The 26,989-nt window shown below is 56.8% G+C and carries 24 protein-coding genes and 1 tRNA gene; 24 read left to right on the top strand and 1 reads right to left on the bottom strand.

Annotated features, from left to right (window positions below; translation table 11 throughout):
• The first annotated feature begins 15 nt into the window (after positions 1 to 15).
• From CE153_RS00190 to CE153_RS00105, 18 genes are all read left to right on the top strand, one after another.
• Entirely contained in the window at positions 16 to 1,242 is a 1,227-nt protein-coding gene (locus CE153_RS00190; protein WP_099594760.1) for an ROK family protein, read from the top strand.
• A 51-nt stretch (positions 1,243 to 1,293) separates the two neighbouring features.
• Positions 1,294 to 1,367 (top strand) — tRNA-Ile (locus CE153_RS00185).
• A gap of 108 nt (positions 1,368 to 1,475) precedes the next feature.
• Entirely contained in the window at positions 1,476 to 1,688 is a 213-nt protein-coding gene (gene rpmE / locus CE153_RS00180) for a 50S ribosomal protein L31 (protein WP_003808371.1), read from the top strand.
• Between the two features lie 243 nt (positions 1,689 to 1,931).
• Positions 1,932 to 3,020 carry a peptide chain release factor 1 gene (prfA, locus tag CE153_RS00175; RefSeq protein ID WP_033500916.1) on the top strand — a complete coding sequence of 363 codons (1,089 nt, stop codon included), beginning with the start codon at positions 1,932 to 1,934 and terminating at the stop codon, positions 3,018 to 3,020.
• 9 nt (positions 3,021 to 3,029) lie between these two features.
• Positions 3,030 to 4,004, top strand: a complete 975-nt coding sequence (prmC, locus tag CE153_RS00170; protein WP_099594759.1) for a peptide chain release factor N(5)-glutamine methyltransferase — start codon at positions 3,030 to 3,032, stop codon at positions 4,002 to 4,004.
• A 243-nt stretch (positions 4,005 to 4,247) separates the two neighbouring features.
• Positions 4,248 to 5,444, top strand: coding sequence for an ABC transporter substrate-binding protein (locus CE153_RS00165; RefSeq protein ID WP_099570880.1), 1,197 nt, complete (start codon positions 4,248 to 4,250; stop codon positions 5,442 to 5,444).
• A gap of 157 nt (positions 5,445 to 5,601) precedes the next feature.
• Complete coding sequence (locus CE153_RS00160) at positions 5,602 to 6,528, top strand: branched-chain amino acid ABC transporter permease (RefSeq protein ID WP_099594758.1); 927 nt, start codon at positions 5,602 to 5,604, stop codon at positions 6,526 to 6,528.
• A gap of 4 nt (positions 6,529 to 6,532) precedes the next feature.
• Complete coding sequence (locus CE153_RS00155; protein WP_099594757.1) at positions 6,533 to 7,693, top strand: branched-chain amino acid ABC transporter permease; 1,161 nt, start codon at positions 6,533 to 6,535, stop codon at positions 7,691 to 7,693.
• Complete coding sequence (locus CE153_RS00150; protein WP_033500921.1) at positions 7,690 to 8,487, top strand: ABC transporter ATP-binding protein; 798 nt, start codon at positions 7,690 to 7,692, stop codon at positions 8,485 to 8,487. The genes CE153_RS00155 and CE153_RS00150 overlap by 4 nt, the downstream gene beginning before the upstream one ends.
• On the top strand, positions 8,487 to 9,191 hold the full coding sequence (locus tag CE153_RS00145) for an ABC transporter ATP-binding protein (RefSeq protein WP_099594756.1): 705 nt from the start codon (positions 8,487 to 8,489) through the stop codon (positions 9,189 to 9,191). Before CE153_RS00150 ends, CE153_RS00145 begins: the two co-directional genes overlap by 1 nt.
• 239 nt (positions 9,192 to 9,430) lie before the next feature.
• Positions 9,431 to 10,093, top strand: a complete 663-nt coding sequence (locus CE153_RS00140) for an L-threonylcarbamoyladenylate synthase (protein WP_099594755.1) — start codon at positions 9,431 to 9,433, stop codon at positions 10,091 to 10,093.
• Positions 10,090 to 11,232, top strand: a complete 1,143-nt coding sequence (locus tag CE153_RS00135) for an MraY family glycosyltransferase (protein WP_099570876.1) — start codon at positions 10,090 to 10,092, stop codon at positions 11,230 to 11,232. Before CE153_RS00140 ends, CE153_RS00135 begins: the two co-directional genes overlap by 4 nt.
• A gap of 122 nt (positions 11,233 to 11,354) precedes the next feature.
• Positions 11,355 to 12,899 carry an IMP dehydrogenase gene (guaB, locus tag CE153_RS00130; RefSeq protein ID WP_003835694.1) on the top strand — a complete coding sequence of 515 codons (1,545 nt, stop codon included), beginning with the start codon at positions 11,355 to 11,357 and terminating at the stop codon, positions 12,897 to 12,899.
• A 335-nt stretch (positions 12,900 to 13,234) separates the two neighbouring features.
• Positions 13,235 to 13,885, top strand: a complete 651-nt coding sequence (orn, locus tag CE153_RS00125; protein ID WP_099570875.1) for an oligoribonuclease — start codon at positions 13,235 to 13,237, stop codon at positions 13,883 to 13,885.
• A gap of 63 nt (positions 13,886 to 13,948) precedes the next feature.
• Positions 13,949 to 14,833, top strand: coding sequence for a Cof-type HAD-IIB family hydrolase (locus tag CE153_RS00120; RefSeq protein WP_236824413.1), 885 nt, complete (start codon positions 13,949 to 13,951; stop codon positions 14,831 to 14,833).
• A 53-nt stretch (positions 14,834 to 14,886) separates the two neighbouring features.
• Complete coding sequence (locus CE153_RS00115) at positions 14,887 to 16,293, top strand: PIF1 family DEAD/DEAH box helicase (protein WP_099594753.1); 1,407 nt, start codon at positions 14,887 to 14,889, stop codon at positions 16,291 to 16,293.
• 145 nt (positions 16,294 to 16,438) lie between these two features.
• Entirely contained in the window at positions 16,439 to 18,274 is a 1,836-nt protein-coding gene (locus tag CE153_RS00110) for a proline--tRNA ligase (protein ID WP_099570872.1), read from the top strand.
• 394 nt (positions 18,275 to 18,668) lie between these two features.
• Positions 18,669 to 19,205, top strand: coding sequence for a single-stranded DNA-binding protein (locus CE153_RS00105; protein ID WP_099570871.1), 537 nt, complete (start codon positions 18,669 to 18,671; stop codon positions 19,203 to 19,205).
• Positions 19,206 to 19,260: 55 nt separating this feature from the next.
• On the opposite strand, the gene CE153_RS00100 is transcribed toward CE153_RS00105, so the two are convergent.
• Positions 19,261 to 21,342, bottom strand: coding sequence for a M13 family metallopeptidase (locus CE153_RS00100; RefSeq protein ID WP_099594752.1), 2,082 nt, complete (start codon positions 21,340 to 21,342; stop codon positions 19,261 to 19,263).
• Between the two features lie 141 nt (positions 21,343 to 21,483).
• Here CE153_RS00100 and map point away from each other — a divergent pair, with 141 nt between their 5' ends.
• The 6 genes from map to prfB all read left to right on the top strand — a co-directional run bounded on the left by map (position 21,484) and on the right by prfB (position 26,966).
• On the top strand, positions 21,484 to 22,263 hold the full coding sequence (gene map, locus CE153_RS00095; RefSeq protein WP_099570869.1) for a type I methionyl aminopeptidase: 780 nt from the start codon (positions 21,484 to 21,486) through the stop codon (positions 22,261 to 22,263).
• Between the two features lie 264 nt (positions 22,264 to 22,527).
• On the top strand, positions 22,528 to 23,820 hold the full coding sequence (locus tag CE153_RS00090) for a citrate synthase (protein WP_099570868.1): 1,293 nt from the start codon (positions 22,528 to 22,530) through the stop codon (positions 23,818 to 23,820).
• 110 nt (positions 23,821 to 23,930) lie between these two features.
• The gene (gene dapD / locus CE153_RS00085; protein ID WP_099594751.1) at positions 23,931 to 24,920 is read left to right on the top strand and encodes a 2,3,4,5-tetrahydropyridine-2,6-dicarboxylate N-succinyltransferase; all 990 of its coding nucleotides are present in this window, start codon (positions 23,931 to 23,933) and stop codon (positions 24,918 to 24,920) included.
• 10 nt (positions 24,921 to 24,930) lie between these two features.
• Complete coding sequence (gene rlmH, locus CE153_RS00080; RefSeq protein ID WP_099594750.1) at positions 24,931 to 25,410, top strand: 23S rRNA (pseudouridine(1915)-N(3))-methyltransferase RlmH; 480 nt, start codon at positions 24,931 to 24,933, stop codon at positions 25,408 to 25,410.
• Between the two features lie 111 nt (positions 25,411 to 25,521).
• Positions 25,522 to 25,653, top strand: a complete 132-nt coding sequence (locus CE153_RS09070) for a hypothetical protein (RefSeq protein WP_003835721.1) — start codon at positions 25,522 to 25,524, stop codon at positions 25,651 to 25,653.
• Between the two features lie 182 nt (positions 25,654 to 25,835).
• Positions 25,836 to 26,966, top strand: coding sequence for a peptide chain release factor 2 (prfB, locus tag CE153_RS00075; RefSeq protein WP_099570865.1), 1,131 nt, complete (start codon positions 25,836 to 25,838; stop codon positions 26,964 to 26,966).
• The last annotated feature ends 23 nt before the right edge of the window (positions 26,967 to 26,989 follow it).

Raw genomic sequence — 26,989 nt, 5'->3', positions numbered from 1 at the left:
AAAGAGGAGGGAACTATGGCTTCACTGCGGAGTATCAATCAAGACGATTTGCGAAACCATAATCTTTCCGTGGTGCTCGACTCGCTGTTGCGTGCCACCGAACCAATGAGTCGCGCCGATCTTGCCAAGAAAACCGGATTGACCAAAGCGGCCATGTCGGTACTGGTGTCGTTGATGCTCGACAATGAGATTCTGGTGGAGGGTTCCCCCTCCGGCCAGACGTTGTATGGGCGTCCTAGCATTCCGCTTGAAATCAAGAGCGGTCGCATGTGCGGCATGGGATTGCAGGCCAACACAGACGGTTATGGCGTGGTGGTGCTCGATCTCGACGGTTCCGTTGTGGGGGAGCAGTGGGTTGACGCCGACATGTCCAATGCCGACGAGCGGGAGATTTTCGCCCGTCTCGATGAGCTTGCTTTGCAGCAGGAAGATGCTCTTGCGAGGAAAGGTTATGTGCTTGCCGGCGCCGGTTTGGCATTGCCGGGTCTCGTCACCGATGATTTGCGATTGTTGGGCGCGCGCAATCTCGGTTGGGAACGTTTGGATCTCAAACAGTTCAATGTGGTCAAACGACTCGATCCTGTTGCCTGCAATGAGGCCAATGCAGCTGCGTTGGCGCAGGTTCCCGGCTATGCCACGCGGCGTGAAGGTTCAGGGCAGATCAAACCGACCGATTCGTTCATCTACATGTCGACCGATGTGGGCATCGGCGGTGCGGTGATCCGTGAGGGACGTGTGGTGAGCGGCGATCATGGTTTCAGCGGCGAATTGGGTCATGTTTCCGTCGACATGCGTGGTCCCATCTGCCGTTGCGGCCGTCGCGGCTGCCTTGAAGTGTATGCGGGCAGGCGCTCCATGGTGAGTGCGGCCGGAATCGCCAGCAGCGATGCCGCCGCGACCAGCAGTGCCATTGACGAACTGATCGACCGTTGGCGCCAGCGCGACGTGCAAACCGTGGCCGTTGTGGAAAAAGCTTTGGAGGCCATATCCTCCGTAATCGCATCAACCATCAATGTCTGCGACGTCGACGTGGTGATGCTCGGTGGTCTGTGGGCGCGTTTCGAACCTGAACTGATCCGCAGGATCGAACGCATGGTACGTCCGCAAGTGCTGGCATATCCGGAAGTCGAAGCGAGCGTGCTCGTGGCTGACGTCGTCGACCGTCCAGCCTTGATGGGCGCGGCCGAAATCGGCTTGCGACGCTTCGTCGACAACCCGTTGCGTTTCATGGGGCAAAACTAGTCCACCCATTTGCTAAACTTACCGAGTTGGCATGTTCGCATGTTGCAACGTGGGGCGTTAGCTCAGTCGGTTAGAGCATCGGACTCATAATCCGCCGGTCCACGGTTCAAGCCCGTGACGCCCCACTCTTTCGTAAAGTCAAGGCTTCTGATACAATCTGAAAGGTTATCCGGTTCACGCGATGCCATAGGGGCGTTGCGACCCGGGTCCCCCGAATCTCTAGGAGACAAACTATGAAGCAGGGTATCCATCCTGATTATCACGCAGTGCAGGTTACCTGCTCTTGCGGCAACACCTTCGTCACCCGTTCCACCTACAACGGCGATCACATGACCGTCGACGTGTGCTCCAACTGCCACCCGTTCTACACCGGCAAGCAGAAGATCCTCGACACCGGTGGCCGCGTGGCACGCTTCGAGAAGCGTTACGGCAAGAAGGCCAAGTGAGTCTTATTGCTTAGGCAATGAAAAACGCCAGTCCGATTGTGGGCTGGCGTTTTTCATTATGCAACGGATGCGCATGCGCTGCGTGCATGCGATTGGGATATTCGTAAGATGCGTGGAATGCCTGCGAAATACCGCGCTTCGGCAGCGTTTCCAAGGCACCTTATATGATGGATAGGTTGAGTGGAGTTCAGCGAAGCGTTCACGCTGAAGCGCAGATTTATAAGCAGACAGAAAAGGCGTACATTGGCAGACGAGCAGTTCCCCGCGGCAGTTACCGCACTTGAGGAATATCACAATATCGAACAGCAGATGGCCGAGCCGGAAGTCGCGTCGGATCCGGATAAGATGCGTAAGCTGGGACGTCGTCACGCTGAGTTGGGCGTCATCGTTTCCGCATACACCGCATACAAGCAGGTGAAAGACGATCTGGAGGCAGCCAAGGAAATGGCTTCCGAAGATCCGGATTTCGCGGAAGAGGCGAAACGTTTGGAGAGCGAGCTTCCAGCGGCGGAGGAGAAGCTGCGTACCGCGTTGATTCCGCGCGATCCCGATGATGCGCGTGACACGATCATGGAAATCAAGGCGGGCACCGGCGGCGAGGAAGCGGCGCTTTTCGCGGGCGATTTGCTGCGCATGTACATGCGATATGCGGAAAAGCGTGGCTGGTCGGTCGCCGTGCAAAGCGAAAACACCACCGAGCTGGGTGGTGTCAAAGACGTGCAGCTTGCCATTCGCGCCAAGGGTACTCCTGCGCCGGAAGATGGCGTATGGGCGTCCCTCAAGTATGAGGGTGGCGTGCATCGCGTGCAGCGTATTCCCGTCACCGAATCGCAGGGTCGCATCCAAACTTCCGCGGCTGGTGTCATTGTGTTCCCGGAAGCTGACGAAGACGATGATGAGATTGAAATCGATCAGAAGGATCTGAAAATCGACATCTTCATGAGCTCCGGCCCGGGTGGCCAGTCCGTGAACACCACATATTCCGCCGTTCGTATGACCCACATTCCGACCGGCATCGTGGTGAGCATGCAGGATGAGAAGAGCCAGATCCAGAATCGTGCGGCCGCACTGCGCGTGTTGAAGAGCCGCCTGCTCGCCATGAAGCACGAGGAAGAAGCCGCACAGGCCGCAGACATGCGTCACTCTCAGGTGCGCTCGCTGGATCGTTCCGAACGAATCCGCACGTACAACTTCCCGGAGAACCGTATCGTCGATCATCGTACGAACTACAAGGCGTACAATCTTGACGCCGTGCTTGACGGCGATTTGCAGGCCGTCATCGATTCCGACATCCAGGCGGATGAGGCCGATCGTCTCGCCAACCAGAAGTAAGGCGTGGTTGTGGCTACGGTATTCGAAACGGTGCGTTCCTCCGCGGCCATATTGAGCGCGGCGGGTGTCGACACTCCGGAACATGACGTCAAACTGCTGCTCGCCGAAGCCTTCCACGTTGATTTGCGGGACGTGGACAAGGCCATGCTTATGGGAGATGACGTTGGACATCTGAACAGTGCTTTGGCGTCCGATTCACCAGAATCGGGCGCTTGGGCGAATGCGAAAACCACCGGGAATACCGTCGCGGCGGCCATGGAACGGTTCCATTCCATGGTGGATCGTCGAGCCAAACGTGAGCCATTGCAACACATCACCGGCCATGCGCCGTTCCGCTATCTCGATCTGAAAGTCGGACCGGGCGTGTTTATTCCGCGTCCTGAAACCGAGTTGGTGGTGCAGGAAGGCATCGAATGGGCCACCCGGCATGGCATGTACCGTGCCAAAGTGGTCGATTTATGCGCCGGTAGCGGTGCGATCGGCCTTGCTTTCGCCACGGAAGTGCCGGGCAGCGAAGTCTGGGCCGTCGAAAAAAGCGAACAGACCGCGCAGTGGACGCGTCGCAATCTTGACGAAACCACGAAACGGTATCCGGCGATCGCAGGTAATTATCATCTGGAAATCGCCGACGCCACGCAGATGCCGACACTGAACCAGCTTGACGGCACAATCGACATCGTGCTTACCAATCCTCCGTATGTGCCGCTTTTCGACATTCCCGTACAGCCAGAAGTACGCGATTACGATCCCGATCTGGCGCTGTACGGCGGTTCCGCGGATGGTACGCTCATTCCGGAGCGCATTATCTCACGTGCTTCGAAACTGCTCAAGCCAGGCGGGCTCATGGTAATGGAACACGATGTCACGCAGGGGGAGCGGCTTGCCGCTTTTGCACGTACTTGCGATTTCGTCGATGTTGTCGTGCACAACGATTACACCGGTCGTCCGCGTTATCTGACGGCAGAAAAGCAAGAAATCGGATAATACAAGACGTTTCACGGCATGCCGGTGAAGATATAGCCGGAAGTTGAGTCTCACTATAAGAACATTTTATGCATGGCGCTGTCCGTCGGGCTATAAAGAACAATCGGAATGCACATGAAGAACGGATGGCAGCCATAAGCGGCCATTGCGGTTCCGCGCACGGGATTGAGATGAACATGAATGGCTTTCATGGTGCGCGTTGAGAGGAATGTGCGGCATTTTCAAGAAAAGAGGAAGAACGGAATGAACGTCAAGTTCTCCGCCAAGTGCGTTGCCGTGATCGCGGCAGGCGCAATGTCAATGTCCCTCGCTGCCTGCTCTGGCGGCAGCATGGACGGTTCCAGCAGTTCCAATGGTAGTGCGGCCAACAGCGATACCATCACGCTGGGATCCATCACCACCAACTCCGGTACCGCCGCCGCATACGGCGAGGCCGAAGTCGCCGGCTTCAAGCTGGCTGTGGACGAGATCAACGCCAAGGGCGGCATCAACGGCAAGAAGGTCAAGCTCGAGTCCATGGACGATAAGGGCGACGCCACCGAAGCCTCCAACGCCTTCAACAAGCTCGCCGGTGACGCCAGCGTGCTCGGCGTGCTCGGTCCGACCATCTCCTCCACCACCGCAGCAGTGGCTCCGCTGGCCGACCAGGCCAAGCTGCCGGCCATCGCTCCGGCCGCCACCTCCGACTCCATCGAGACTGGTGGCTACATGTTCCGCACCTGCTTCAAGGATTCCTATCAGGGTGAGATCGCGGCCAAGTTCGCAGCCGAGACCCTGAAGGTCAAGAAGGTCGCCGTGCTATACGGTACCGGCGACCCGTACTCCTCCGGCGTGGGCAAGGCTTTCGCCGATGCCGCCAAGAAGGCCGGTCTTGAGGTCGTGGCAGAGGAGAATTCCTCCAGCGCCGACGACACTGAGTACTCCTCCCAGCTACAGAAGATTCAGGCCGCTGGCGCCGAGTTCCTGTACGCTCCGTACTATTACTCCGTTGCTGGCCCGTACATCATCCCGCAGGCCCGTTCCGTCGGCTACGATGGTTATGTGATGGGTCCTGACGGCTACGATGGCCTGAAGATGACCGACGATAAGTCGCTGTACAACAATGTGCTCTACACCACCCATTATTCTCCAGACGACGCCTCCAACGCCAAGGTGCAGGACTTCATCAAGTCTTACAAGAAGGCCAACAAGAACGCCGATCCAAACACCTTCACCGCACTGGCCTATGACTCCGTGTACATGATGGCTCAGGCGATCGAGAAGGCCGGTAAGAACGCTACCCGCGAGTCCGTGCGCAACGCCATCTCCGGTATGAGCTTCGAAGGCGTGACCGGTAACTTCACGCTCGACAAGAAGGGCTCCCCGAAGAAGTCCGTCATCGTCCTTGAGCTTAAGGACGGTAAGCCTCAGTACAAGACCACCATCCAGCCATCCAAGTGATTTCCATCTGCTTGAAGGCAAGGATTTTGAAAGCCTGAGCATATAAGAGGAGGGGACCGGGAAACCGGTTCTCTCCCTTTCGCGTATCAAGGTGTTTTTATCCATATTCGTCGGGTTCGAGAGCCTGACGGCATACAAATTTTTGAAAGGAGGAATGATGGGCGATCAGATCATCATGTTCGTCAGCCAGATCTTCAATGGTTTGAAGATCGGTAGCGTGTACTCGCTTGTGGCACTTGGCTACACCATGGTGTACGGCATCATTCGTTTGATCAACTTCGCGCACGGCGATTTCATCATGGTCGGCGCATATGTGCTGATGCTTACCATTCCGGCAATCGTCGCGTTCGGCCTGCCCGCATGGGTGGCCGTCATTCCTGCGATCCTCATGTGCGTGGCGGTGGGCGTCATCGTGGAGAGGGCCGCATACAAGCCGGTGCGTGAGAAGGGCAACAGCATGACGGCCCTCATCACCGCAATCGCCATGAGCCTGTTGCTGGAGAATGGCTCCCAGGCCATCTTCGGCGCCGATTACCAGACTGTGCCAACGATCATCCAGATTCCGACGCTGTCGCTCGGCAAGCTGAAGATTGACGGTGCGACCATCATCACCATCGTGCTCGGCGTCATCATCATGGTCGCGCTGCAGCTGTTCGTCTCCCACACCAAGCAGGGCAAGGCCATGCGTGCGGTTTCCGAAGATAAGGAAGCGTCGATTCTGATGGGCATCAACGTGAACTCCACCATCACGCTGACCTTCGCCATCGGTTCCGGTCTGGCTGCGGTGGCGGCACTTATGTACTGCATTTCCTATCCGCAGGTGTCCCCGATGATGGGCGCGATGCTGGGCCTGAAGGCATTCGTCGCGGCCGTGCTCGGTGGTATCGGCTCCATTCCGGGCGCCATGGTCGGCGGTCTGGTGATCGGCGTGGTCGAAAGCCTGACCAAGGCGTATATCGGCACTATCACCGGAGGTGTGATCACGTCCGCGTTCTCCGACGCCATCGTGTTCGGTATCCTCATCATCGTGCTCCTGGTCAAGCCATCCGGCCTGATGGGCGAACCGGAAACAGAGAAGGTGTGATCCCATGAAGAAATCAATGCTTTCCACCAAACAGTCCTATCTGATGTGCGCGATCGGCGTGGTCGTGCTGTTCGGCATCCTGATGGGCGTATGTGAATCCGGCATGGCCAGCGCCTATATCAAAGGCATCATGATGACCATCTGCATCGCCATCATCATGACCACTTCGCTGAACCTCACTATCGGCGTGCTCGGCCAGCTTACGTTGGGATGCTGCGGTTTTGAGGCGATCGGCGCGTATTCCGCTGCTTTGCTGAGCAAGCTGCTCGTCGCCAATGGCGTTGCGATGGATCCGACTTTGCGATTCCTGCTTACCACCCTCGTCGGTGGTGTAATCGCTTGCATTTTCGGTATTCTGGTCGGTATCCCTGCATTGCGTCTGCATGGTGATTACCTCGCCATCATCACGCTTGGCTTCGGTGAGATCATCCGCGTGATCATCCAGAACCTGAAGGTTGCCGGCGGTATGGGTCTCGACAAGGGTGCCGCAGGACAGGCGTTGATCGGCATCGACCGTCTCGCCAACCTGTATGTCGTGTTCTGGATTACCGTCGTCACCGTGGTGCTGCTGTTCATGTTCGCCCGCTCCCGTTACGGACGTGCCGTCAAGGCTATCCGCGACGACGAGATCGCGGCCAGCGCATCCGGCATCAACATCACTTACATGAAGGTGCTCGTATTTGCGATTTCCGCGTTCTTCGCAGGCATCGCCGGTGGCATCTTCGCGCAGTACATCGGTTCGTTGAATCCGTCCATGGCCGGATGGTTGCAGTCGATCAATTACGTGATCATGGTGGTGTTCGGCGGTATGGGATCGCTGACCGGTTCCATCGTCTCCGCCATCGGCCTGACGATTCTTCCGGAATTGCTGCGCGCCTTCTCCACCTACCGCATGCTCGTGTACTCGGTGGCACTGGTGCTCATCATGATCTTCCGACCGCAAGGCATCTTCGGCAACTGGGAATTCTCCCTGACCAAGACCCTCAACAAGCTGTTCTACCCGATGAAGTTCAAGGCACACGGCAAGCCGAAGCAGGCTGAAACCGTTGAAAAGGTCAAGGCGTCCAAGGAATCCGGCAAGAACGCTAAGAAGACGACTGAAAAAGTCGAAACCGCTGAAAAGGTTGCTGAGACGGTCACCACTACCAAGGAGGCGAAGGCATGAGTGAGCCCATCCTCAAGGCCGAGCATCTCGGCATCACCTTTGGAGGCTTGAAGGCCGTATCCGACTTCAACATGACCATCAACTCCGGTGAGCTCATCGGTCTGATTGGACCGAACGGCGCAGGCAAGACCACTGTGTTCAACCTACTGACCGGCGTGTACCAGCCTACGGAAGGCGAGTTCTTCCTGGACGGCGAACGCATGAACGGCAAGAAGACGTACCAGGTAGTGCGTGCCGGAATCGCCAGAACCTTCCAGAATATTCGTCTGTTCGGTCAGATGACGGTGGAAGAGAACGTGCTGGTCGCGTTCAACGAATCGTTCAGCTACCGCATGGGCGGCGCGATTTTCCGCACGCCGAAATTCTGGAAGCAGGAACGCGAAATGCACGCCAAAGCCATCGACCTGCTCAAGATCTTCGGATTGGAAGGTCTGGCGGAAACCGAAGCCGCGAATCTGCCGTACGGCGCCCAGCGCAAGCTGGAAATCGCACGCGCCCTTGCCACCGGCATGAAGCTGCTTCTGCTCGACGAACCGGCCGCAGGCATGAATCCGACAGAAACTGAGGATCTGCTTAACTGCATCAACACCATCCGCGACCGTTTCGGCATCGCCATCCTGCTAATCGAACATGACATGAGCTTGGTGATGAACGTCTGCCAGCGCATCCAGGTGCTCGACTACGGACGCACCATCGCAGCCGGCACGCCGGATGAGATTGCCAACAATCCGCAGGTCATTTCCGCATACCTTGGTTCCGATGACGAAGATGACGAAAGCGAGGAGGAAGCCTGATGCTGGAAGTCAAGAACCTTTCCGTTTCGTACGGTGCCATCGAAGCCGTCAAGGGCATCAGTTTCACCGTGAAGGATGGCGAGATCGTGTCCTTGATCGGTGCGAACGGCGCGGGCAAAACCACCACGCTGCACACCATCACCGGTCTGGTGCCGGCTAAATCCGGTTCCGTGATGTACAACGGCGTGGACTTGCTGAAAACCCACAGCAACAAAATCGTGACCCTCGGCATGGCTCACATTCCCGAAGGCCGTCACGTCTTTACGCGCATGAGCGTTGAGGAGAACCTCGAAATGGGCGCGTTCAGCCTGAAGGACCAGTCGAGCCTTAAGAGGGATCTTGATATGGTCTACGGTCTGTTCCCGCGTCTGAAGGAACGTCGCAACCAAAAAGCCGGCACACTGTCCGGCGGCGAGCAGCAAATGCTCGCGATGGGCCGCGCGCTGATGAGCCATCCGAATACGATCCTCATGGACGAACCGTCCATGGGTCTGTCCCCGAAGCTCGTCAAGGAGATCTTCTCCATCATCCGCAAACTGCACGAGCAGGGCATCACGATTCTGCTGGTTGAGCAGAATGCCAAGATGGCGCTGTCGATCGCAGACCGTGCATACGTGCTGGAAACCGGCCGTATCACGATGGAAGGCGACGCCAAAGAGCTGCTGAACAACGAGCAGGTGCGCAAGGCGTATCTGGGCGCCTGAGACAGTGTCCGTCTTGTTCCGTCGGCTGGAATCAGAAATAATTCCGGCCGACGGATTTTTTATGCCGTTTCCGGTCTTATTTGCGTTGCAATGGGCCGGTGAATCGTCGTTTTTTTCATTGCGCGTGATTGGTCCATTTTGCGACGTTTCGTGCCGAACACACGCGTCGATTCGCCTTATTCGACCGCATCCGCGTTCCATGCTTTACAATAGGTGAGTCGATTGGAAAGGGAGGTGTCATGAGCGAGATTTGCACAGTAAACGACGAATCCCTTGCCCGGGCCGTTGAAATCATCCATGATGGCGGATTGGTGGTCATTCCTACGGACACTGTGTATGGAGTAGCCTGTGATCCGCGCAATATCGAAGTGATTCGCAAGGTGTTCGCTGCCAAGAATCGTCCGAAATACAAATCGCTGCAGGTGTTGCTGCCGTCCATCGAAAGCTTGGAGAAACTGCATTTGACGCTGCCGGTGCCGCTTAATCGTTTGGCGGCCATGTTCATGCCGGGTGCGTTTTCGCCGATAGCGGAAGCGGAAAGCAATTGCTCACTTGCCACTTTGCGGCATGATCCGTCAACGGGCAAGGCCACGCAAGGCGTCCGTATTCCTAATTCCGCGGTCGCTTTGCGGATCCTTCGTGCCACAGGTCCGCTGGCTGCCACCAGCGCCAATCGTTCTGGCGAGGAAAGCGCGCAGACGGTTCAGGAAGCCGTCGCAGCGCTCGATGATGCTGTGGATCTGTACTTGGATGGGGGAGCGACTCCCGGTCATGTGGCTTCCACAGTTGTGGCGGCTGATCCTCATGGGCGTGACGGCATTGCGATTCTTCGGGAGGGAGTGATTCGCGAGCCGGTTATCCGAAAGGCCTTGACGTTGAATGGCGGTGCTTTGGGCGTATGAGAATTTACCTGTTCATTGCTGCGATTGCTGGTGGCGTCACCTATCTGATTACGCCGCTGATTCGCCATATCGCCATTGAAATCGGCGCGGTCGGCGAAGTGCGTGCGAGAGACGTGCACACCATTCCAACCCCGCGACTGGGCGGTTTGGGCATGTTGATCGGCTTCACCGTGTCGATGCTGTTCGCATCCCGCATTCCGTTCATTCAGGGATTGTTTGCGCAATCGCAGCAGGCGTGGGTGATTCTCGCCGGCGCAGTTATGATCAGTCTGCTGGGCATGGCCGATGATTTGTGGGATCTTGATTGGATGCTCAAACTTGCCGGCCAGTTGCTGATTTCCGTGTTTGTGGCATGGGGCGGCTTGCAGATCATTTCACTTCCGCTTGGTTCGTTGGTGACGGCATCGCCGAGCCTGTCGATGGCCATCACCGCGTTTTTGATCGTCGCGTCCATCAATGCGGTCAATTTCGTGGATGGTTTGGATGGCTTGTCGTCGGGCATTGTGGCGATCGGCGGCATTGCGTTCGCCATTTATTCGTACATCATCGCCCGCAATTCGCCCTCATACGCTTCGATGGCGACGCTGATCGACATTGCCATGGTCGGCATGTGCGTGGGCTTTCTGCTGCATAACTGGCATCCGGCGAAGCTGTTCATGGGGGACTCCGGTTCCATGCTGCTTGGCTATCTGATCACCTGCGCTTCGATTGTGATGACCGGTCGTCTTGATCCCGCCAGCATTCATGCCAGCATCTATCTGCCGGTGTTCATGCCGATTCTGCTGCCGATTCTGGTATTGTTCCTGCCGATCCTCGACATGTGTCTTGCGATTGTGCGCCGCTTGCGTAAGGGGCAGTCGCCAATGCATCCGGACCGTATGCACCTGCATCATCGCATGTTGCGTATCGGGCATTCTGTGCAGGGGGCCGTGTTGATTCTGTGGGGTTGGGCAGCGCTGATCGCTTTCGGTTCGATTATGACGTTGTTTTTCAAAGCACAGTATGTGCTTATCGGATTTCTGATTGCGGCTGTGGTATTGACCGTCGCCACCATGTATCCGTATTTAAAGCATAGGATTCCTGAAATGCTGGAAGAGGATGCTGCGGACGGCAGCAGGCATGCGTCAGTACGGTCGTAGAAGCACGGTAAAAACTGATTAAACGCTTTGCCTGACGGTATTGGTTGACTTTTGCGACACCCTTGTTTGACGTTGGTTTTGTCGTGTCGCAGTAAGTCAGCCCACGTTCATATAGTGGGTCTATGGCTACAATTCCTGATATGAATGCAGATTCCACGTACGCTCCACTTCCTCCGATTTTCGCACAGCTTGGCCTCGCCTATGATGATGTGCTGCTGCTGCCGAACGAGACGGATGTCATTCCGTCCGAAGTGGACACGACCACCCATCTGACCCGCAACATCACGATGAAGGTCCCGGCGATTTCCGCCGCAATGGACACCGTCACCGAGTCCGATATGGCCATCGCCATGGCTCGTAATGGCGGCATCGGCGTGCTGCACCGCAATCTTTCTATCGACGACCAGGCCGCTCAGGTCGACATCGTCAAGCGCTCCGAATCCGGTATGATTAACGATCCGTTGACTGTCAGCCCGGATGTGACGCTGGCTGATCTCGACAAGCTGTGCGGCCGTTTCCATATCTCCGGCCTGCCGGTCGTTGACAACGACAACAAGCTCGTCGGCATCATCACCAACCGTGACATGCGTTTCATCGCATCTGAGGATTACGACCGTCTCAAGGTTTCCGAGGTCATGACCCGCGAAAACCTCATCACTGGTCCGTCCAACATCTCCAAGGAAGATGCCCACGACCTGCTGGCCAAGTACAAGGTCGAAAAGCTGCCTCTGGTCGACGATGAAGGCCACCTCACCGGCTTGATTACCGTGAAGGACTTCGTGAAGACCGAGCAGTATCCGGACGCCACCAAGGACGAGCAGGGCCGTCTGCGCGTTGCCGCCGGCATCGGCTTCCTGGGCGATGCCTACAACCGTGCTTCCGCTCTGATGGAAGCCGGCGTGGACGTGCTCGTGGTCGACACCGCCAACGGTGAGGCCAAGCTGGCTCTCGACATGATCCGCCGCCTGAAGTCCGATTCCGCGTTCAAGGGCGTTGACATCATCGGTGGTAATGTGGCCACCCGTCAGGGCGCTCAGGCCATGATTGACGCCGGCGTCGACGCAGTCAAGGTTGGCGTGGGCCCAGGCTCCATCTGCACCACCCGCGTGGTGGCCGGTGTCGGCGTTCCGCAGCTCACCGCCGTGTACGAGGCCGCCCAGGCCTGCCGTGCCGCTGGCGTGCCTTGCATCGCCGACGGTGGCATTCACTATTCCGGCGACATCGCCAAGGCTCTGGTGGCCGGCGCATCCACCGTCATGCTCGGTGGCACCCTCGCAGGCTGCGAGGAAGCTCCGGGCGAGAAGGTGCTGCTGCATGGCAAGCAATACAAGCTGTACCGTGGCATGGGCTCCCTCGGCGCCATGGCTCCGCGCGGCAAGAAGTCCTACTCCAAGGATCGCTATTTCCAGGCCGATGTCACCTCCAACGACAAGGTCGTTCCGGAAGGTGTCGAAGGCGAAGTTCCGTACCGCGGACCGCTGAACGCAGTGCTGTACCAGATGATCGGCGGCCTGCATCAGTCCATGTTCTACATTGGCGCCCACAATATCGCCGAAATGCCGGAACGTGGCCGTTTCATCCGTATCACCGACGCTGGCTTGCGCGAATCCCATCCGCACGACATCGTCATGACCGCCGAAGCTCCGAACTACTCCGGTCGCCAGTGATTGCTGAATTCCGGTAATCAATAATCGGTAAAAGCCTCTTACTTCTCGGAAAAGACCGAAAGTAAGAGGCTTTATTCATATCTGCAACGCGAATATTTATATAAGAAAACCGCTTGACGAACCGTATTCCATCATGTTCACCTCACTTGTGCTGCGTGGTACCACCGAACGTCGCCTTATCGCCAAGTAGCGGCATTGATATACGAAGCAAATCGCGAAAAACAAGCATGACTTCCCAGTGCGTGGTTTTCCAATCTCCCTACCTCGCGGTATCTTCAAATGTTCAGCTGAAGCGTGCCAAGCGGCACGCGCACACGCAAAGGAAACGAGGCAAGATGGTTGACGCACATGACGGTGAAACATACACGGCGAAGGATTCACGCCTGATCTGGATCGACTGCGAAATGACTGGTCTTGACATCTTCCACGACGAACTGTGCGAGATTTCCGTAGTGCCGACGGACTTCGACCTCAACGTGCTCGACGAAGGCATCGATTTCGTGATCAAGCCTTCCGATGCGGCCGTGGCCAATATGAACGATTTCGTGCGTGCCATGCACACCCGTTCCGGACTCATCAACGAATGGGAGAACGGCCTGAGCGTCGAGGAGGCCGAACGGAAAGTCACCGAATACGTGGCCCGCTTCACCCCGGACGGCGTCAAGCCGCTGCTCGCAGGCAACTCCATCGGATCAGACAAAAAATTCCTCGACCGTTACATGCCGAACCTCATGGAACACCTGCACTACCGCGTAATCGACGTGAGCACGCTCAAAGAGCTTGCCCGTCGCTGGTATCCGGCCGTATACAGCAACCGTCCGCCGAAGAACGGTGGACATCGCGCGCTCGCCGACATCATCGAATCCTTGGATGAACTGCGTTACTACCGTAAGGCGTTCATGGCAGCGGCGCCCGGTCCTGACGCAGCCGAAGCCAAGGCGATCGCCGATCAGATCGTGGCAACCAGCATTTTGAACAACAACTGATTCCGCATATCGCACAATCGTTGGAAAACCTGATATTCCAACGAAAACATGGAAAGGACTCCAGTGAGCGCAGCCGATTGGACCAGCATCGAAATCCCGCAAGACATTCGCTTGGTGGTTGCCGATATGGACGGCACCCTGCTTGATGAGCATAGCGAGATTCCGCAAGGTTTCTGGCCGATGCTTGCCCGGCTGCGCTCACGAGGCGTTGAATTCGTGCCGGCGTCCGGACGCCAGTACGCTACCTTGCGTGCCATGTTCGCCGATAAGGCGGCGCGGGTGCTTGACGGCGGCGAACTTTCGTATATCGCGGAAAACGGCAATGTCGTGGCCATTGACGGTAATATCGCCGAAGTGCACGGCGTCGATACCGATGTGACCCGCTGGACCATCGATACGGTGAACGCTTCTGCCGCGGCTGGCGAATACGATATGGGATTGGTGCTTTGTGGCCTGCGCACAGCATATGTGCAGCGCACGGACAAGCCGTTCCTTGACGAAGTCGGCAAATATTATGCGGCACTGGAGATTGTGGACGATCTGCATAGCGTGCTTGAAGATGTGATCGCTTCAAACGGCGAAAGCGACACCATGCTCAAACTGGCGATTCTTGATTTCGACGGTGCCGAAGCGATGGCCGCGGAAAAGCTGACGCCACTGAAAAACGATTATCAGGTGGTGGTTTCCGGCAAACTGTGGGTCGACATCATGAATGCTACAACCAATAAGAAGCAGGGCGTCGAAGCGTTGCAGCGCGTGCTTGGCATCACTGCGGCCCAAACGGCGGTATTCGGCGATTATCTCAACGATCTGCAGATGCTTTCGGCAGGGGAGTGGTCGTTCGCCATGGGCAATGCGCACCCCGCGTTGAAGCAAGCAGCGCATTTTGTGGCTCCATCCAATGCCGATCACGGGGTGCTTCAGGTTGTCGACAAGCTGATTGCGTAAGGAAGCCGTTTTTTCGGAATTGATGGTCGATTGAACAGGAAAGGCGGTGCGGCATGCGGCAGGCTGAGGCATTGGCGATTCTGCAAAGTGGCGCGAGCGTCTTTCTGACGGGTGCGCCGGGTGCTGGCAAGACTTACGTGCTCAATGAGTTCGTGCGTCAGGCCCGTGCCGAAGGTGCTGCGGTGTCGGTGACGGCGTCCACCGGTATCGCAGCCACGCATATCAACGGGCAGACCATTCATTCATGGAGCGGTGTCGGACTTGCCAACGCGCTCACCGACAATCTGATCAAAACCATACGTACCCGACGCAAACGTAAGCTGCAGGGCGCTGACATTCTCATCATCGATGAGGTTTCCATGCTGCATGCGTGGCTGTTCGACATGGTCGATCAGGTGTGCCGCATCATTCGACGTGACCAACGCCCGTTCGGCGGGCTTCAAGTGGTGCTGTCCGGCGATTTCTTCCAGCTTCCTCCAGTGAGTGTGGGTGGACGCAACCACGATCTGGTCACGCCAAGCCCGGAATTCGTGGCTTCCCGCGAACGATATGCGAAAGCGGGACTCAATCCAGATGGTTTCGTCACCGAATCATTGGTATGGCGGGAATTGAATCCCGCAATCTGTTACCTGACCGAACAGCATCGTCAGGATGACGGCAGTCTGCTCACCGTATTGACCGATATTCGCAACGGTTGCGTGAACGATGACGATCGCAATGTGCTCCTCACCAGACTGGGCGCAATCCCCGAACCTGGTCAGCAGGCCGTCAATCTGTTTCCCGTCAACAAGCAGGCGGACACGCTCAACGACATGCGCCTGTTCGAAATCAACGAGGAACCGCACGAATATTTCGCCGAAGCCGCAGGACCAGTCAATCTGGTGGAACGTTTGAAGAAAAACATGCTTGCCCCCGAACGCTTGCAGCTCAAAACCGGGGCTGCGGTGATGGCCGTACGCAACGACACTGACCACCAATTCGTGAACGGATCATTGGGCACCGTGCGCGGATTTGCCGCCGAAAACAAGGGCGGATGGCCGATCGTTGAATTTGAAAACGGCAATGTCGTTACCATGAAGCCGAATTGCTGGGAAATGATGGACGGCGACACAGTGCTCGCCAGCGTCAACCAAGTGCCGTTGCGCTGCGCGTGGGCGATCACCATCCACAAATCGCAAGGTATGACGCTCGACCGTGCGGTGATGGATTTGCGGCGCACCTTCGCGCCCGGCATGGGGTATGTGGCGCTGTCTCGTGTGGAAGGCCTGCAGGGCCTGTATTTGAACGGTGTGAACGAACGCATGTTTTTGGTTTCGCCCGATGCGGTGCGCCTGGACGGCGAGTTGCGTCTCTCCTCGGCACAGGCGTCCGATACATTGGCTCACGATGGCATCGCCGCGTTCCAGCAGATGACTGCAGTCTCCGACGATGACGAGTTCGCGCAGGATGCGCTGTTCTAGTGCGGCGATTGCCTTGTTCGGCATTTACGATGATTTTTGGGATTCGACGGATATGACTGTTGTGTTCCGTCCGTGCATCGCCATACATCGGTGAACGGGTGTCTGGATTGGGCTTACGTCCCCTTGCCTGAGTAGTTTTGGGCATATGACTAAAGCACTTCGTATGTCCACCATGTTCCTGCGCACTCTGCGTGAGGATCCCGCCGATGCAGATGTCGTATCGGATAAGCTTCTGCAGCGCGCCTGCTACCTGCGCAAGGCCGCTCCGGGTATTTGGACCTGGCTGCCGCTGGGCCTGAATGTTCTGAACAAGATCGAAAACATCATCCGTGAGGAAATGGCTTCGATCGACGCCCAGGAAGTTCACTTCTCCGGTCTGCTGCCGCGTGAGCCGTATGAGGCCACCCATCGTTGGGAAGAGTATGGCGACAACATCTTCCGTTTGAAGGATCGTCATGAGGCCGACTACCTGCTGGCACCGACCCATGAGGAAATGTTCACCTTGCTGGTCAAGGACCTGTACTCCTCCTACAAGGATCTGCCGGTTACCCTCTACCAGATTCAGACCAAGTATCGTGACGAATTCCGTCCGCGTGCAGGCCTGATCCGTGGCCGTGAATTCATCATGAAGGACGCCTACTCCTTCACGCTCGACAAGGAAGGTCTTGTCAAGGCGTATATGGACGAGCGTGGCGCCTATGAGCGTATTTTCAACCGTCTCGATTTGAAGTATGTGCCGGTGCACGCCATGGCCGGCCCGATGGGCGGTTTCGAATCCGAAGAGTTCCTTGCTCCGATGGAAATCGGCGAAGACACCTTCGCCCAGTCTCCGAGCGGCAAGGCTTGGAATGTTGAGGCGCTGACCACTCCGGAACCGGAAGCCATCGACTTCAGCAACACTCCGACCGCTGAAAAGCGTCCGACGCCGAATGCTGAAACCATCGATCAGATGGTTGAATTCGCCAACGCCAACCATCCGCGTTCCGACGGCCGCGCGTGGGAGGCTTCCGATATTCTGAAGAATGTGGTAATCGCCGTGATGCATCCGCAGGATGACGATCATGACGAGCCGTGGCGCGAACTGGTGGTTGTCGGCGTGCCTGGCGATCGTACCGTCGACATGAAGCGTCTTGAAGCGCAGTTCACTCCGGCTGAAATCGAAGAGGCCACCGACGAGGATCTGAAGAAGCATCCGGAACTCGTCAAGGGCTATATTGGCCCGATGGCGTTTGGCCCGCAGGCTCGCGGCGGTGAAAAGGCCGAAAACGCCAACGAAACCGGCGAAGCGTTGCGTTACCTTATCGACGCGCATATCGCCCGCGGCTCCGCATGGTTCACCGGCGCTGATGAAGCCGGTGTTGACTACTACGATCTCGTGTATGGCCGTGACTTTGAGGCCGACGGCGTGGTGGAGGCTGTGCAGGTTCGCCACGGCGACATGAGCCCGGACGGTTCCGGCCCGCTGAGCTTCGAACGCGGTGTGGAAATCGGTCAGGTGTTCCAGCTCGGTCTGAAGTATTCCAACGCGCTCGGCCTGAAGGTGCTTGACCAGAACGGCAAGACCGTGCCGGTGTGGATGGGCTCCTACGGCATTGGCGTGTCTCGTGTGATGGCTTGCATCGCCGAAACCCACCATGACGAGAAGGGCTTGGCATGGCCGGCCATCATCGCTCCCGCCCAGGTGCATGTGGTGGCCACCGGCAAGGATGCGGCCGCATTCGAAGCCGCCGAGCAACTGATCGCCGAGCTGGAAGCCAAGGGCATCGAAGTGATCTTCGATGACCGCAAGAAGGTTTCCCCGGGCGTCAAATTCAAGGATGCCGAGCTTATCGGTGTGCCGCTGGTCGCCGTCGCAGGCCGTGACACTGTCAACAATGGCACCATCGAAGTGCGTGACCGCAATGGCGAGAACGCCGAAGCCGTGCCTGTTGCCGACGCCGCTCAGGTGATCGCCGACCGTGTCGCCGCACTGCTGAGGTAATAATCTTTTTTCCGATTATTTCAGCATATATAAACGGGAGATTATGGATGTTCCATAGTCTTCCGTTTTTTTATCTAGAAAACAGATAGACGGAAGCATGATTTTGCGGAAAACATGCACATATCGACAGTACATTGCTGTGGATAAGTGAAATTTATCCACCGACTATCCACGACTCGCCCGAAACGGCGTCCTTTATCCACATTTGTCGGTTGCGCTTGTGTCAGTATGGTCGAATCAGTGATAGTGGTTCTACCGCGGAAACGCAAGGAAGCGGAAAGGCGTGCAGAGCCCCTCTCTCGCAACCCATTTCTCCGACTGCACGTTGCTTTCGCACCTTCATCGGTGCTTTCCGCGGCCCCTTTATTTACCAAAGCGACAGAAAGGGCCGATCATGGCACAACAGCAAGCTCTCATCACCATCACCGGATATGTGGGCGCCAATCCCACGCAATTCAACAAGGATGGCATGCCTCATGCCAGCTCGTTCAGAATGGCAAGCACCAGACGGTATTTCGACAATCGCACACAGCAATGGAAAGATCTTCCCACCACGTGGATCACGGTGAAAGCGTACCGGAATCTATCCGAAAACATCTGCCAATCGTTGAAGAAAGGCGAACCGGTTATTGTAATGGGTTCGCTTGCCACGGAAACATGGACCGATATGAATGGTAAACCGCAGTCGCGCATTGTGCTGGAAGCCAGCGCGGCAGGACATGACCTCAACCGTGGCGTCACTACGTTGCGTAAGTTCGTCAAGCCAAACGACCAAGCCCAACCGGAAACGAAGGGCATGGAACCTCAAGTAGGAGTCGACCCGTTCGCAAGACATGGCAGCGTGGCTCCGGTTGAGATAGTGGTTCCCGAAGATGACGAAGCCGCCGAATTCTCGGGAGATCCCGAAGAATTCGGCGGCGACATACATTAGGAGGCATCAATGCCTTGTACGATTGGCGACGATTGCCTACTGATGATGCGGCTCGCTACCAGATGCGCACGCGCTGATCGGGATCAAGCCACATGCCGTCCTCAGGCTTCACATCGAACGCCTTGTAGAACAGGTCAACGTTGCGTGCGATGCCGTTCGTGCGGCATTCAGCGGGGGAATGCGGGTCGATCTGCAGATACTGCTCCGCCAGCTCGTCACGATTCTTGGTGCGCCAGATGGATGCATAGCTGAGGAAGAAACGCTGCAATCCGGTGAAACCGTCGATTTGCGGCGCTTCAGCCAGCGAATCCTCAATTGCGTCCATGGATCCGTTCTTCTCACGGCCGGCTGCCTCGTCAAGGGCGAACGAGTACGCCTTGAGTGCGATGTTCACGCCACTTAAGTCGCCGATGTTCTCGCCGATGGTCAGCGCGCCGTTCACATGCGGAGCCTGGGTGGGATCATCGGCGTACTTTTCGGCGAGCTGAGTCGGTACGAATGCGTTGTACTGGTCGATGAGCTTCTGCGTGAGCTGTTTGAAATTGGCTTTGTCTTCTTCGGTCCACCAATCGTTGAGCTTGCCGTCGCCGTCATACTGGGCGCCCTGATCGTCGAAACCGTGGCCGATCTCATGACCGATCACTGCGCCGATACCACCGTAATTTGCGGCGTCTTCGGCGTTCGGATCGAAGAACGGCGGCTGCAGAATGGCGGCCGGGAACACGATCACGTTCATGGTCGGCTCATAGTAGGCGTTCACCGTCTGCGGATTCATCAGCCATTCGTCCTTGTCAACGCTCTTGCCGACCTTGGCTAACTGGTAGCCGGTCTCATACAGGTTGGCGGCACGCATGTTCTCGGCGAAACCGGCATCCTCATGTACGTCAAGCGCGGAATAGTCACGCCAATGGTTCGTGTAACCGATCTTCGGCACGAACTTGGAGAGCTTCTCCAACGCCTTCTGCTTGGTTTCCTCGCCAAGCCAGGCAGAACTGGAGATGGACATGCGGTAGGCGTCGATCAGATTGCCGACCAGCTGTTCCATGCGTTGCTTCGACGACTCGGGGAAGTGCCTCTTCACATATTCGCGGCCCACATCCTCGCCGCAAATGCCGTTGACCAGCGAAACGCCACGCTTCCAGCGCACACGCTGCTGCTTCTGGCCAGACAACGTCTTGCCATAGAATTCGAAATTCGTCTCATCGAATTCGTGCGGCAGCTCCAATGTGGATCCGATGATCACATGCACGCGAGCCCACAGCTTGAGATCATCAAGGTCCGCGGTCTTCCAGAACGCGTTAAGACCGGTGAGGAAGCTCGGCTCATGCACCACCACACGGTTGAAAACACCGCGGAAATCAAGCGGTTGCACCTGCGCTGCGGAAGTCTGATCATATGCGGACTGCCAAGATTCGATCCATGCGTCGAAATCATAATCGGCAAGCATGCCGCTCAATTCCGCATAATCAGTGGGATTATAGGTCTTCACCGAATCACGGGTGGCTACATTGTCCCAATGGTTCGCGGCGATACGCGTCTCAACATCGAGGAAACGCTTGGCATCGGCTTCGGCTTGCTCGCTATCGGCGGCAAGCTTCGCGTTCTTGAGCTGCTTGGCCACCATATCGACGTACGCTTCGCGAATCGGCGCATAGTGGTCTTCACGGTAATACGCTTCATCGGGCAGACCCAAACCGGCCTGCTCAACATGGATGATGTTGGTTTCGGGAGCGCCGGGATCGCCATATACGGCAATGCCAATCAAGTCAGGGCCGCCAGCCGGATTCATCGCGCCCAAAGCGCGGGTGAGTTCGGTTTTGCTGGCAGCGGCATCAATGGCCTCAAGCTGGCGTTCGATGGCGGCGAGCCCGGAAGCGTTGATGGTATCGACATCAAGGAAGCTTGCATACAGGGCGTGGGACTTCTCGGCAGGGCAGTCATCGTCCTCGAGAATCTCACGAATCTGGTTTTCGGCGTCTTCGGCGAGCTTGTCGAACGAACCATAACGGGAACGGTCGTCAGGAAGGCGATACATGTCGATCCACGGGCCGTTGACATAGCGGAACAGATCTTGCGCAGGGCCGGTCACGGCGGAGAACGATGCCGGATCAATACCCGAATTCAAAGTGGTACTCATGACTTCACACTATCCATCTTTGATGACAAAACAGTGTATCCGAAACGAATAATCGTCATTATGCAATTCCATATGCAAGACGCGATTGCCTGATCGCAAGAAACACATGCACTGTAGGGCGTACGAAGTAGGGTTATAAGCATGATTGAACTGAAGACACCGAAAGAGATCGAAGAGATGAAGCCGGCCGGCCGTTTCGTCGGCGGTATTCTGCGTGATCTCAAGGAATTCACCAAAGTTGGTACCAATCTGCTGGAAATCGACGAATTCGTGCACAAGCGCATCGTCGACCGCAAGGGAGCCGAATCCTGCTACGTCGACTACGCTCCGGATTTTGGCACCGGCCCGTTCGCACACTACATTTGCATTTCCGTGAACGATGCGGTGCTGCATGGCGTTCCGTTCGACTACAACCTGAAAGACGGAGATTTGGTCAGCCTCGATCTGGCGATTAACGTCGACGGTTGGGTTGCCGATTCCGCCATCAGTTTTGTGGTAGGCGAGCATAAGGATCCTGAGGATCTACGTCTGATCAAGTGCACCGAAGAGGCTTTGGAAGCCGGTATCGCCGCCGCACAGCCGGGCAACCGTCTGGGTGATGTTTCCGCGGCCGTCGGCGATGTGGCCCGCGAATACGGTTATCCGATTAACCTTGAATTCGGCGGTCACGGCGTCGGCCGTATCATGCACGGCGATCCGCACGTGCCGAACGATGGCCGCGCCCACCACGGCTACAAGCTGCGTTCGGGCCTGGTCATCGCTATCGAACCGTGGTTCCTCAAGACCACCGACGAGATTTACCAGGATCCGAAGGATGGTTGGACGCTGAAGAGCTCCGATGGTTCCCGTGGCGCGCACAGCGAGCACACCATTGCCATTACCGATAATGGCCCGGTGATTCTCACCGTTCGTGACAAGTGATCAGTGGTTGGCGAAAACGTTGTGATTTCGTAGTGGACTAACGAAATTTATCAGGCGAAGCCGATGTCTGGAATTCTTTTGCAATTCTAGACATCGGCTTTTTATATGCGTAATTTCGCACGGGAAAACTGATTATTCGTTATACGGGAATGAGGGATCGAATGTCAATCGATTGATTTTGAGACGAAACCATGCTTGGAAACGCGGATGCCATATAGTGTTCGATACTTCCGAACGATTGTGACGGTTAAGGAGCGTGCAAGCATGGCCACAGCCAATCTGAGTGTGGAATCCAAAGACTTCACCCTGCCGGTGGTCGAAGCCACGGCAGGCGCGGACGGCATCGTGGTATCAACGCTGCGTAATGATGGCTGGGTCACGCTTGACCCCGGATTTCTGACGACCGCGCAATGCGAATCGAAAATCACCTACATCGACGGCAAGAACTCGATTCTGCGCTACCGTGGATACCCGATCGAGCAACTGTGCGAGCAATCCGACTTCCTTGAGGTCGCATGGCTGTTGCGCCACGGCGAACTGCCGAATCGGGAGCAGTACGACCGTTTCATTTCCGACATCAACCATCGTACGATGGTGGGGGAGGATTTCCGCACCTTCATGGGCTCCTTCCCGCGTACTGCGCATCCGATGAGCGTGATGGCGTCCGCGGTCAACGCGCTTGCCACCTTCTACCCGGATACTACGGATATCAACGATTCCGACCAGCTTGATGAAGCTGCGACCATTATCATGGCGAAGGCGCGAACCATCGTCAGCTACATTTTCCGCCGTCGTCGTGATGAGCCGATGCTTTACCCGGATTATTCGCGCGGTTACGTGGACGATTTTCTGCGCATGTGCTTCGCGGTGCCGTACGAGCCGTTCGACTCCGATCCGCTGTACGTGCACGCGCTCGGCCGACTGCTGATCATCCATGCCGATCATGAGCAGAACTGCTCCACGTCCGTGGTGCGTATCGCCGGTTCCGCCCACGCCAACCTGTATTCCGCGGTCGCCGCAGGCATCAACGCGCTTTCGGGCCCATTGCATGGCGGTGCGAATGAGGCGGTGCTGCGTCAGCTCAAAGCCATTCGCGATTCGGGTAAAACCGTCAAGGAATTCGTGGAAGACGCCAAAACCAGTGGTCAGCGCATTTCCGGCCTTGGCCACCGAGTGTACAAATCGTATGATCCTCGTGCGGCGATCGCCAAGACGTATCTGCAGAAGATCATGGAACGTGCGGATACGTTGAAACTGCCTGCCGATGAGCGTGCATTGTTCGATGTCGCCACGGAATTGGAGAAGATCGCGCTGAATGACGAGTATTTCGTGTCTCGTCACCTGTATCCGAATGTCGACTTCTACACGGGATTGATCTACCGTGCGATCGGGTTCGATCCGTCGATGTTCACCACATTGTTCGCATTGGGACGCATTCCCGGTTGGATTGCGCAATATCGTGAGATGCTTGCCGATCCGAACACCAAGATCGGTCGCCCCCGTCAGGTGTACACCGGTTACACCGAACGCGATTATGTTCCGATCGACCGTCGATAGTTGCTTTTTCGCTGTTTCATGGAATCGTGATGCCTTTCGCCAAGCCCTGCGGCTAAAGTATTGCACGGAAACGTGCAAGTAATGCAATCACTATTGTGAAGGAGCGAAGAATGACCGATCAGCGCACTGCGTGGGGTTGGGGTCTGGCCAGCGTGGACGCGGCCGGCAATACCTTGGATGTTTGGTATCCGGAATTGAAGCTTGGCGAGGCACCGAAGGAAGTGGCCCGCCCGAACCACAATTTCGACAACCTCGCCCATGAGGGAGTGGACGCGCGTGGCGTACGCCGCATTCCGGTGTTCACCGTGTCGAAGCTTGAGGAGCCGATCGAAGACGCCGCCGACGCCTACCTGCGTCTGCACTTGCTGAGCATGCGTCTGGCCAAGCCGAACACACTGAACCTGGACGGCATTTTCGCGGCCCTCAACAATGTGGTGTGGACCAACTATGGACCGTTCGCGGTCGAGGATTTCGCTCTGCGCAAGCTCGATGTGATGGCCGCTGCCAACCAGAGCGCTCCGGGCTTGCCGAAGGCCGACGTGAACGTGCTGTCGATCGACAAGTTCCCGCGCATGGTCGACTATGTGGTGCCGACCGGCGTGCGTATCGGCGATGCCGACCGCGTGCGTTTGGGCGCCCACCTTTCCGAAGGTACCACCGTCATGCATGCCGGCTTCGTGAACTTTAACGCTGGCACGCTCGGCGTTTCCATGGTGGAAGGCCGAGTCTCCCAAGGCGTTGTGGTCGGCAACGGTTCCGACATCGGCGGCGGCGCATCCATCATGGGCACCCTGTCCGGTGGCGGCAAGCTCAAGAACTCCATCGGCGAGCATTCGCTGCTCGGCGCGAACGCGGGCATCGGCATCTCCCTCGGCGACAACTGCGTGGTTGAAGCCGGCCTGTATGTGACCGCCGGTACCAAGGTAACCATCTACGACAAGGCCAAGGTCGCAGCGGGAGAACCGCTCGAGACCGTCAAGGGTGCCGACCTTTCCGGCAAAGACAACATTCTGTTCATCCGCAACTCGGTGTCCGGCCGTATCGAAGCGCGCTATCGCAAGACCGGTATCGAACTGAACGAAAAACTGCACAAGAACTAAAAAACAAGCCATGAAAATCTCCCTTATCACCGTCGGTAAAGTCAAGGAAAAATATCTGCGCGACGCCATCGCCGAATATTCGAAACGACTCAGCCGATACTGCAAGCTTGACATCGTCGAAGTGGCCGACGAGAAAACGCCCGAGCATGCCAGTGAGGGAGTTGAACGGCAAATCAAAGCCAAGGAAGGCGAACGCATCGCCAAGCATATACGTGACGATGCGTTCGTCATCGCGCTCGCCATCGAAGGCCATCAGCTGACCAGCGAGGAACTTGCGCGGAAAATCGATGGTCTCGGGCTGCACGGCACAAGTCATATCCAACTCATCATCGGCGGCTCGCTCGGACTCGATCCAACGATTTTGAAACGGGCGAACTACCTGCTGAGCTTCTCCAAAATGACGTTCCCGCATCAGTTAATGCGCGTTATTTTGTTGGAACAGATCTATCGTGCGTACAAAATCAATGCCGGAGAGCCCTACCATAAATGATTCGTTCACGTTTTCGAATGATTAGTGCATGATTTCCGCGCATGAAATACGAGACTGCGTCAAAAATGCCGTAAGTCGATAAGTAGAAGGTGTTGCCTATACTGGTGCCCCATGAGTGACTACAGAAGCGAACGCGAGCAGCGAGAGCGCCGCCGCCGCACTTTGGTGCGAGCGGTGTGCATCGTCATTGCCGCGGCGATGCTGCTGAGTCTGGTGATTCCTGCTATCTACGCAGGTCTTTGACGCCCTTGGTCTGGTACGATCCTCCCCGGGTCTGCATTCCCATACGTAACGAGACTGGTTCGCGGTTCGGCAGGGTGGGAGCGAGCATGTGGGCATGCGGAAAAATTGAGGATTGTGCGAAAGCCGTATGAGGCTCCATGACAGAATATAAAGAACGCATAAAGAAATGTATGGTGTAAACGATGGCAGAATTTGATTTTTCCCAAGCAATCGGCGAAGCACGCGCCAAATACGAATCGATTTCCAAGGCGCTTGACGTCGACCGACTGACCGCACAGGCCAAGGATCTTGAAGTGCAGGCGGCCGAACCGGGACTGTGGGATGACCCTGAAAACGCGCAGAAGGTGACCAGCAAGCTTTCCGCGGTGCAGTCCCAGCTGAAGCGTCTCGCCTCCGCAATCCAGCGTATCGACGACGTCGAGACGCTCGTGGAATTGGGACAGGAAGAAGACGACGCCGACACGTTGGCGGAAGCGCGGTCTGAAGTTGAAAGCATTCAGAACGATCTGGCTGACATGGAAATCCAGACCCTGCTTGACGGCGAATACGACGAACGTTCCGCAGTGGTGACCATTCGCTCCGGTGCCGGCGGCGTGGATGCGGCCGACTTCGCACAGATGCTGTTGCGCATGTACCTGCGTTGGGCGGAACGCAACGGCTACAAGGCCAAGGTCATGGATACATCTTATGCGGAAGAGGCGGGCATCAAGTCCGCCACCTTCCAGGTGGATGCCCCCTATGCGTATGGTCGCATGAGCGTGGAAGGCGGCACCCACCGTCTGGTGCGCATCTCCCCATTCGACAACCAGGGCCGCCGTCAGACCAGCTTCGCAGCTGTGGAAGTGGTGCCGCTTGTCGAAGCGACCGATCATATCGACGTTCCTGATTCCGAAATCCGTGTTGATACCTACTGTTCTTCCGGTCCTGGCGGTCAGGGCGTGAACACCACGTATTCCGCGGTGCGCATCACCCACATTCCGACCGGCATCGTGGTGACCATGCAGGATGAGCGCTCGCAGATTCAGAATCGTGCCGCGGCCATGGCCGTGCTGCAGTCCCGACTGTTGGTGCTGCGCCACGAAGAGGAAGCCAAGAAGAAGAAGGAACTCGCCGGCGATATCAAGGCCAGCTGGGGTGATCAGATGCGCTCCTACGTGCTGCATCCGTATCAGATGGTCAAGGATCTGCGCACTGGCTATGAGACCTCGCAGACCCAGGCCGTGTTCGACGGTGACATCGACGCGTTCATCGAAGCTGGTATCCGCTGGCGTCATGAACAGCGTCGCGAGGCTGCGGAAGAAGCGGAAGCCTAAAAGCTGCGATTACCGTAATCAGA

Origin of the sequence: Bifidobacterium sp. N4G05, from assembly GCF_002742445.1 — a bacterium.
Classification (GTDB): Bacteria; Actinomycetota; Actinomycetes; order Actinomycetales; family Bifidobacteriaceae; genus Bifidobacterium; species Bifidobacterium hominis.
Note: the sequence above shows the minus strand (reverse complement) of the source record. Positions and strands in the feature narration are given on the sequence as shown.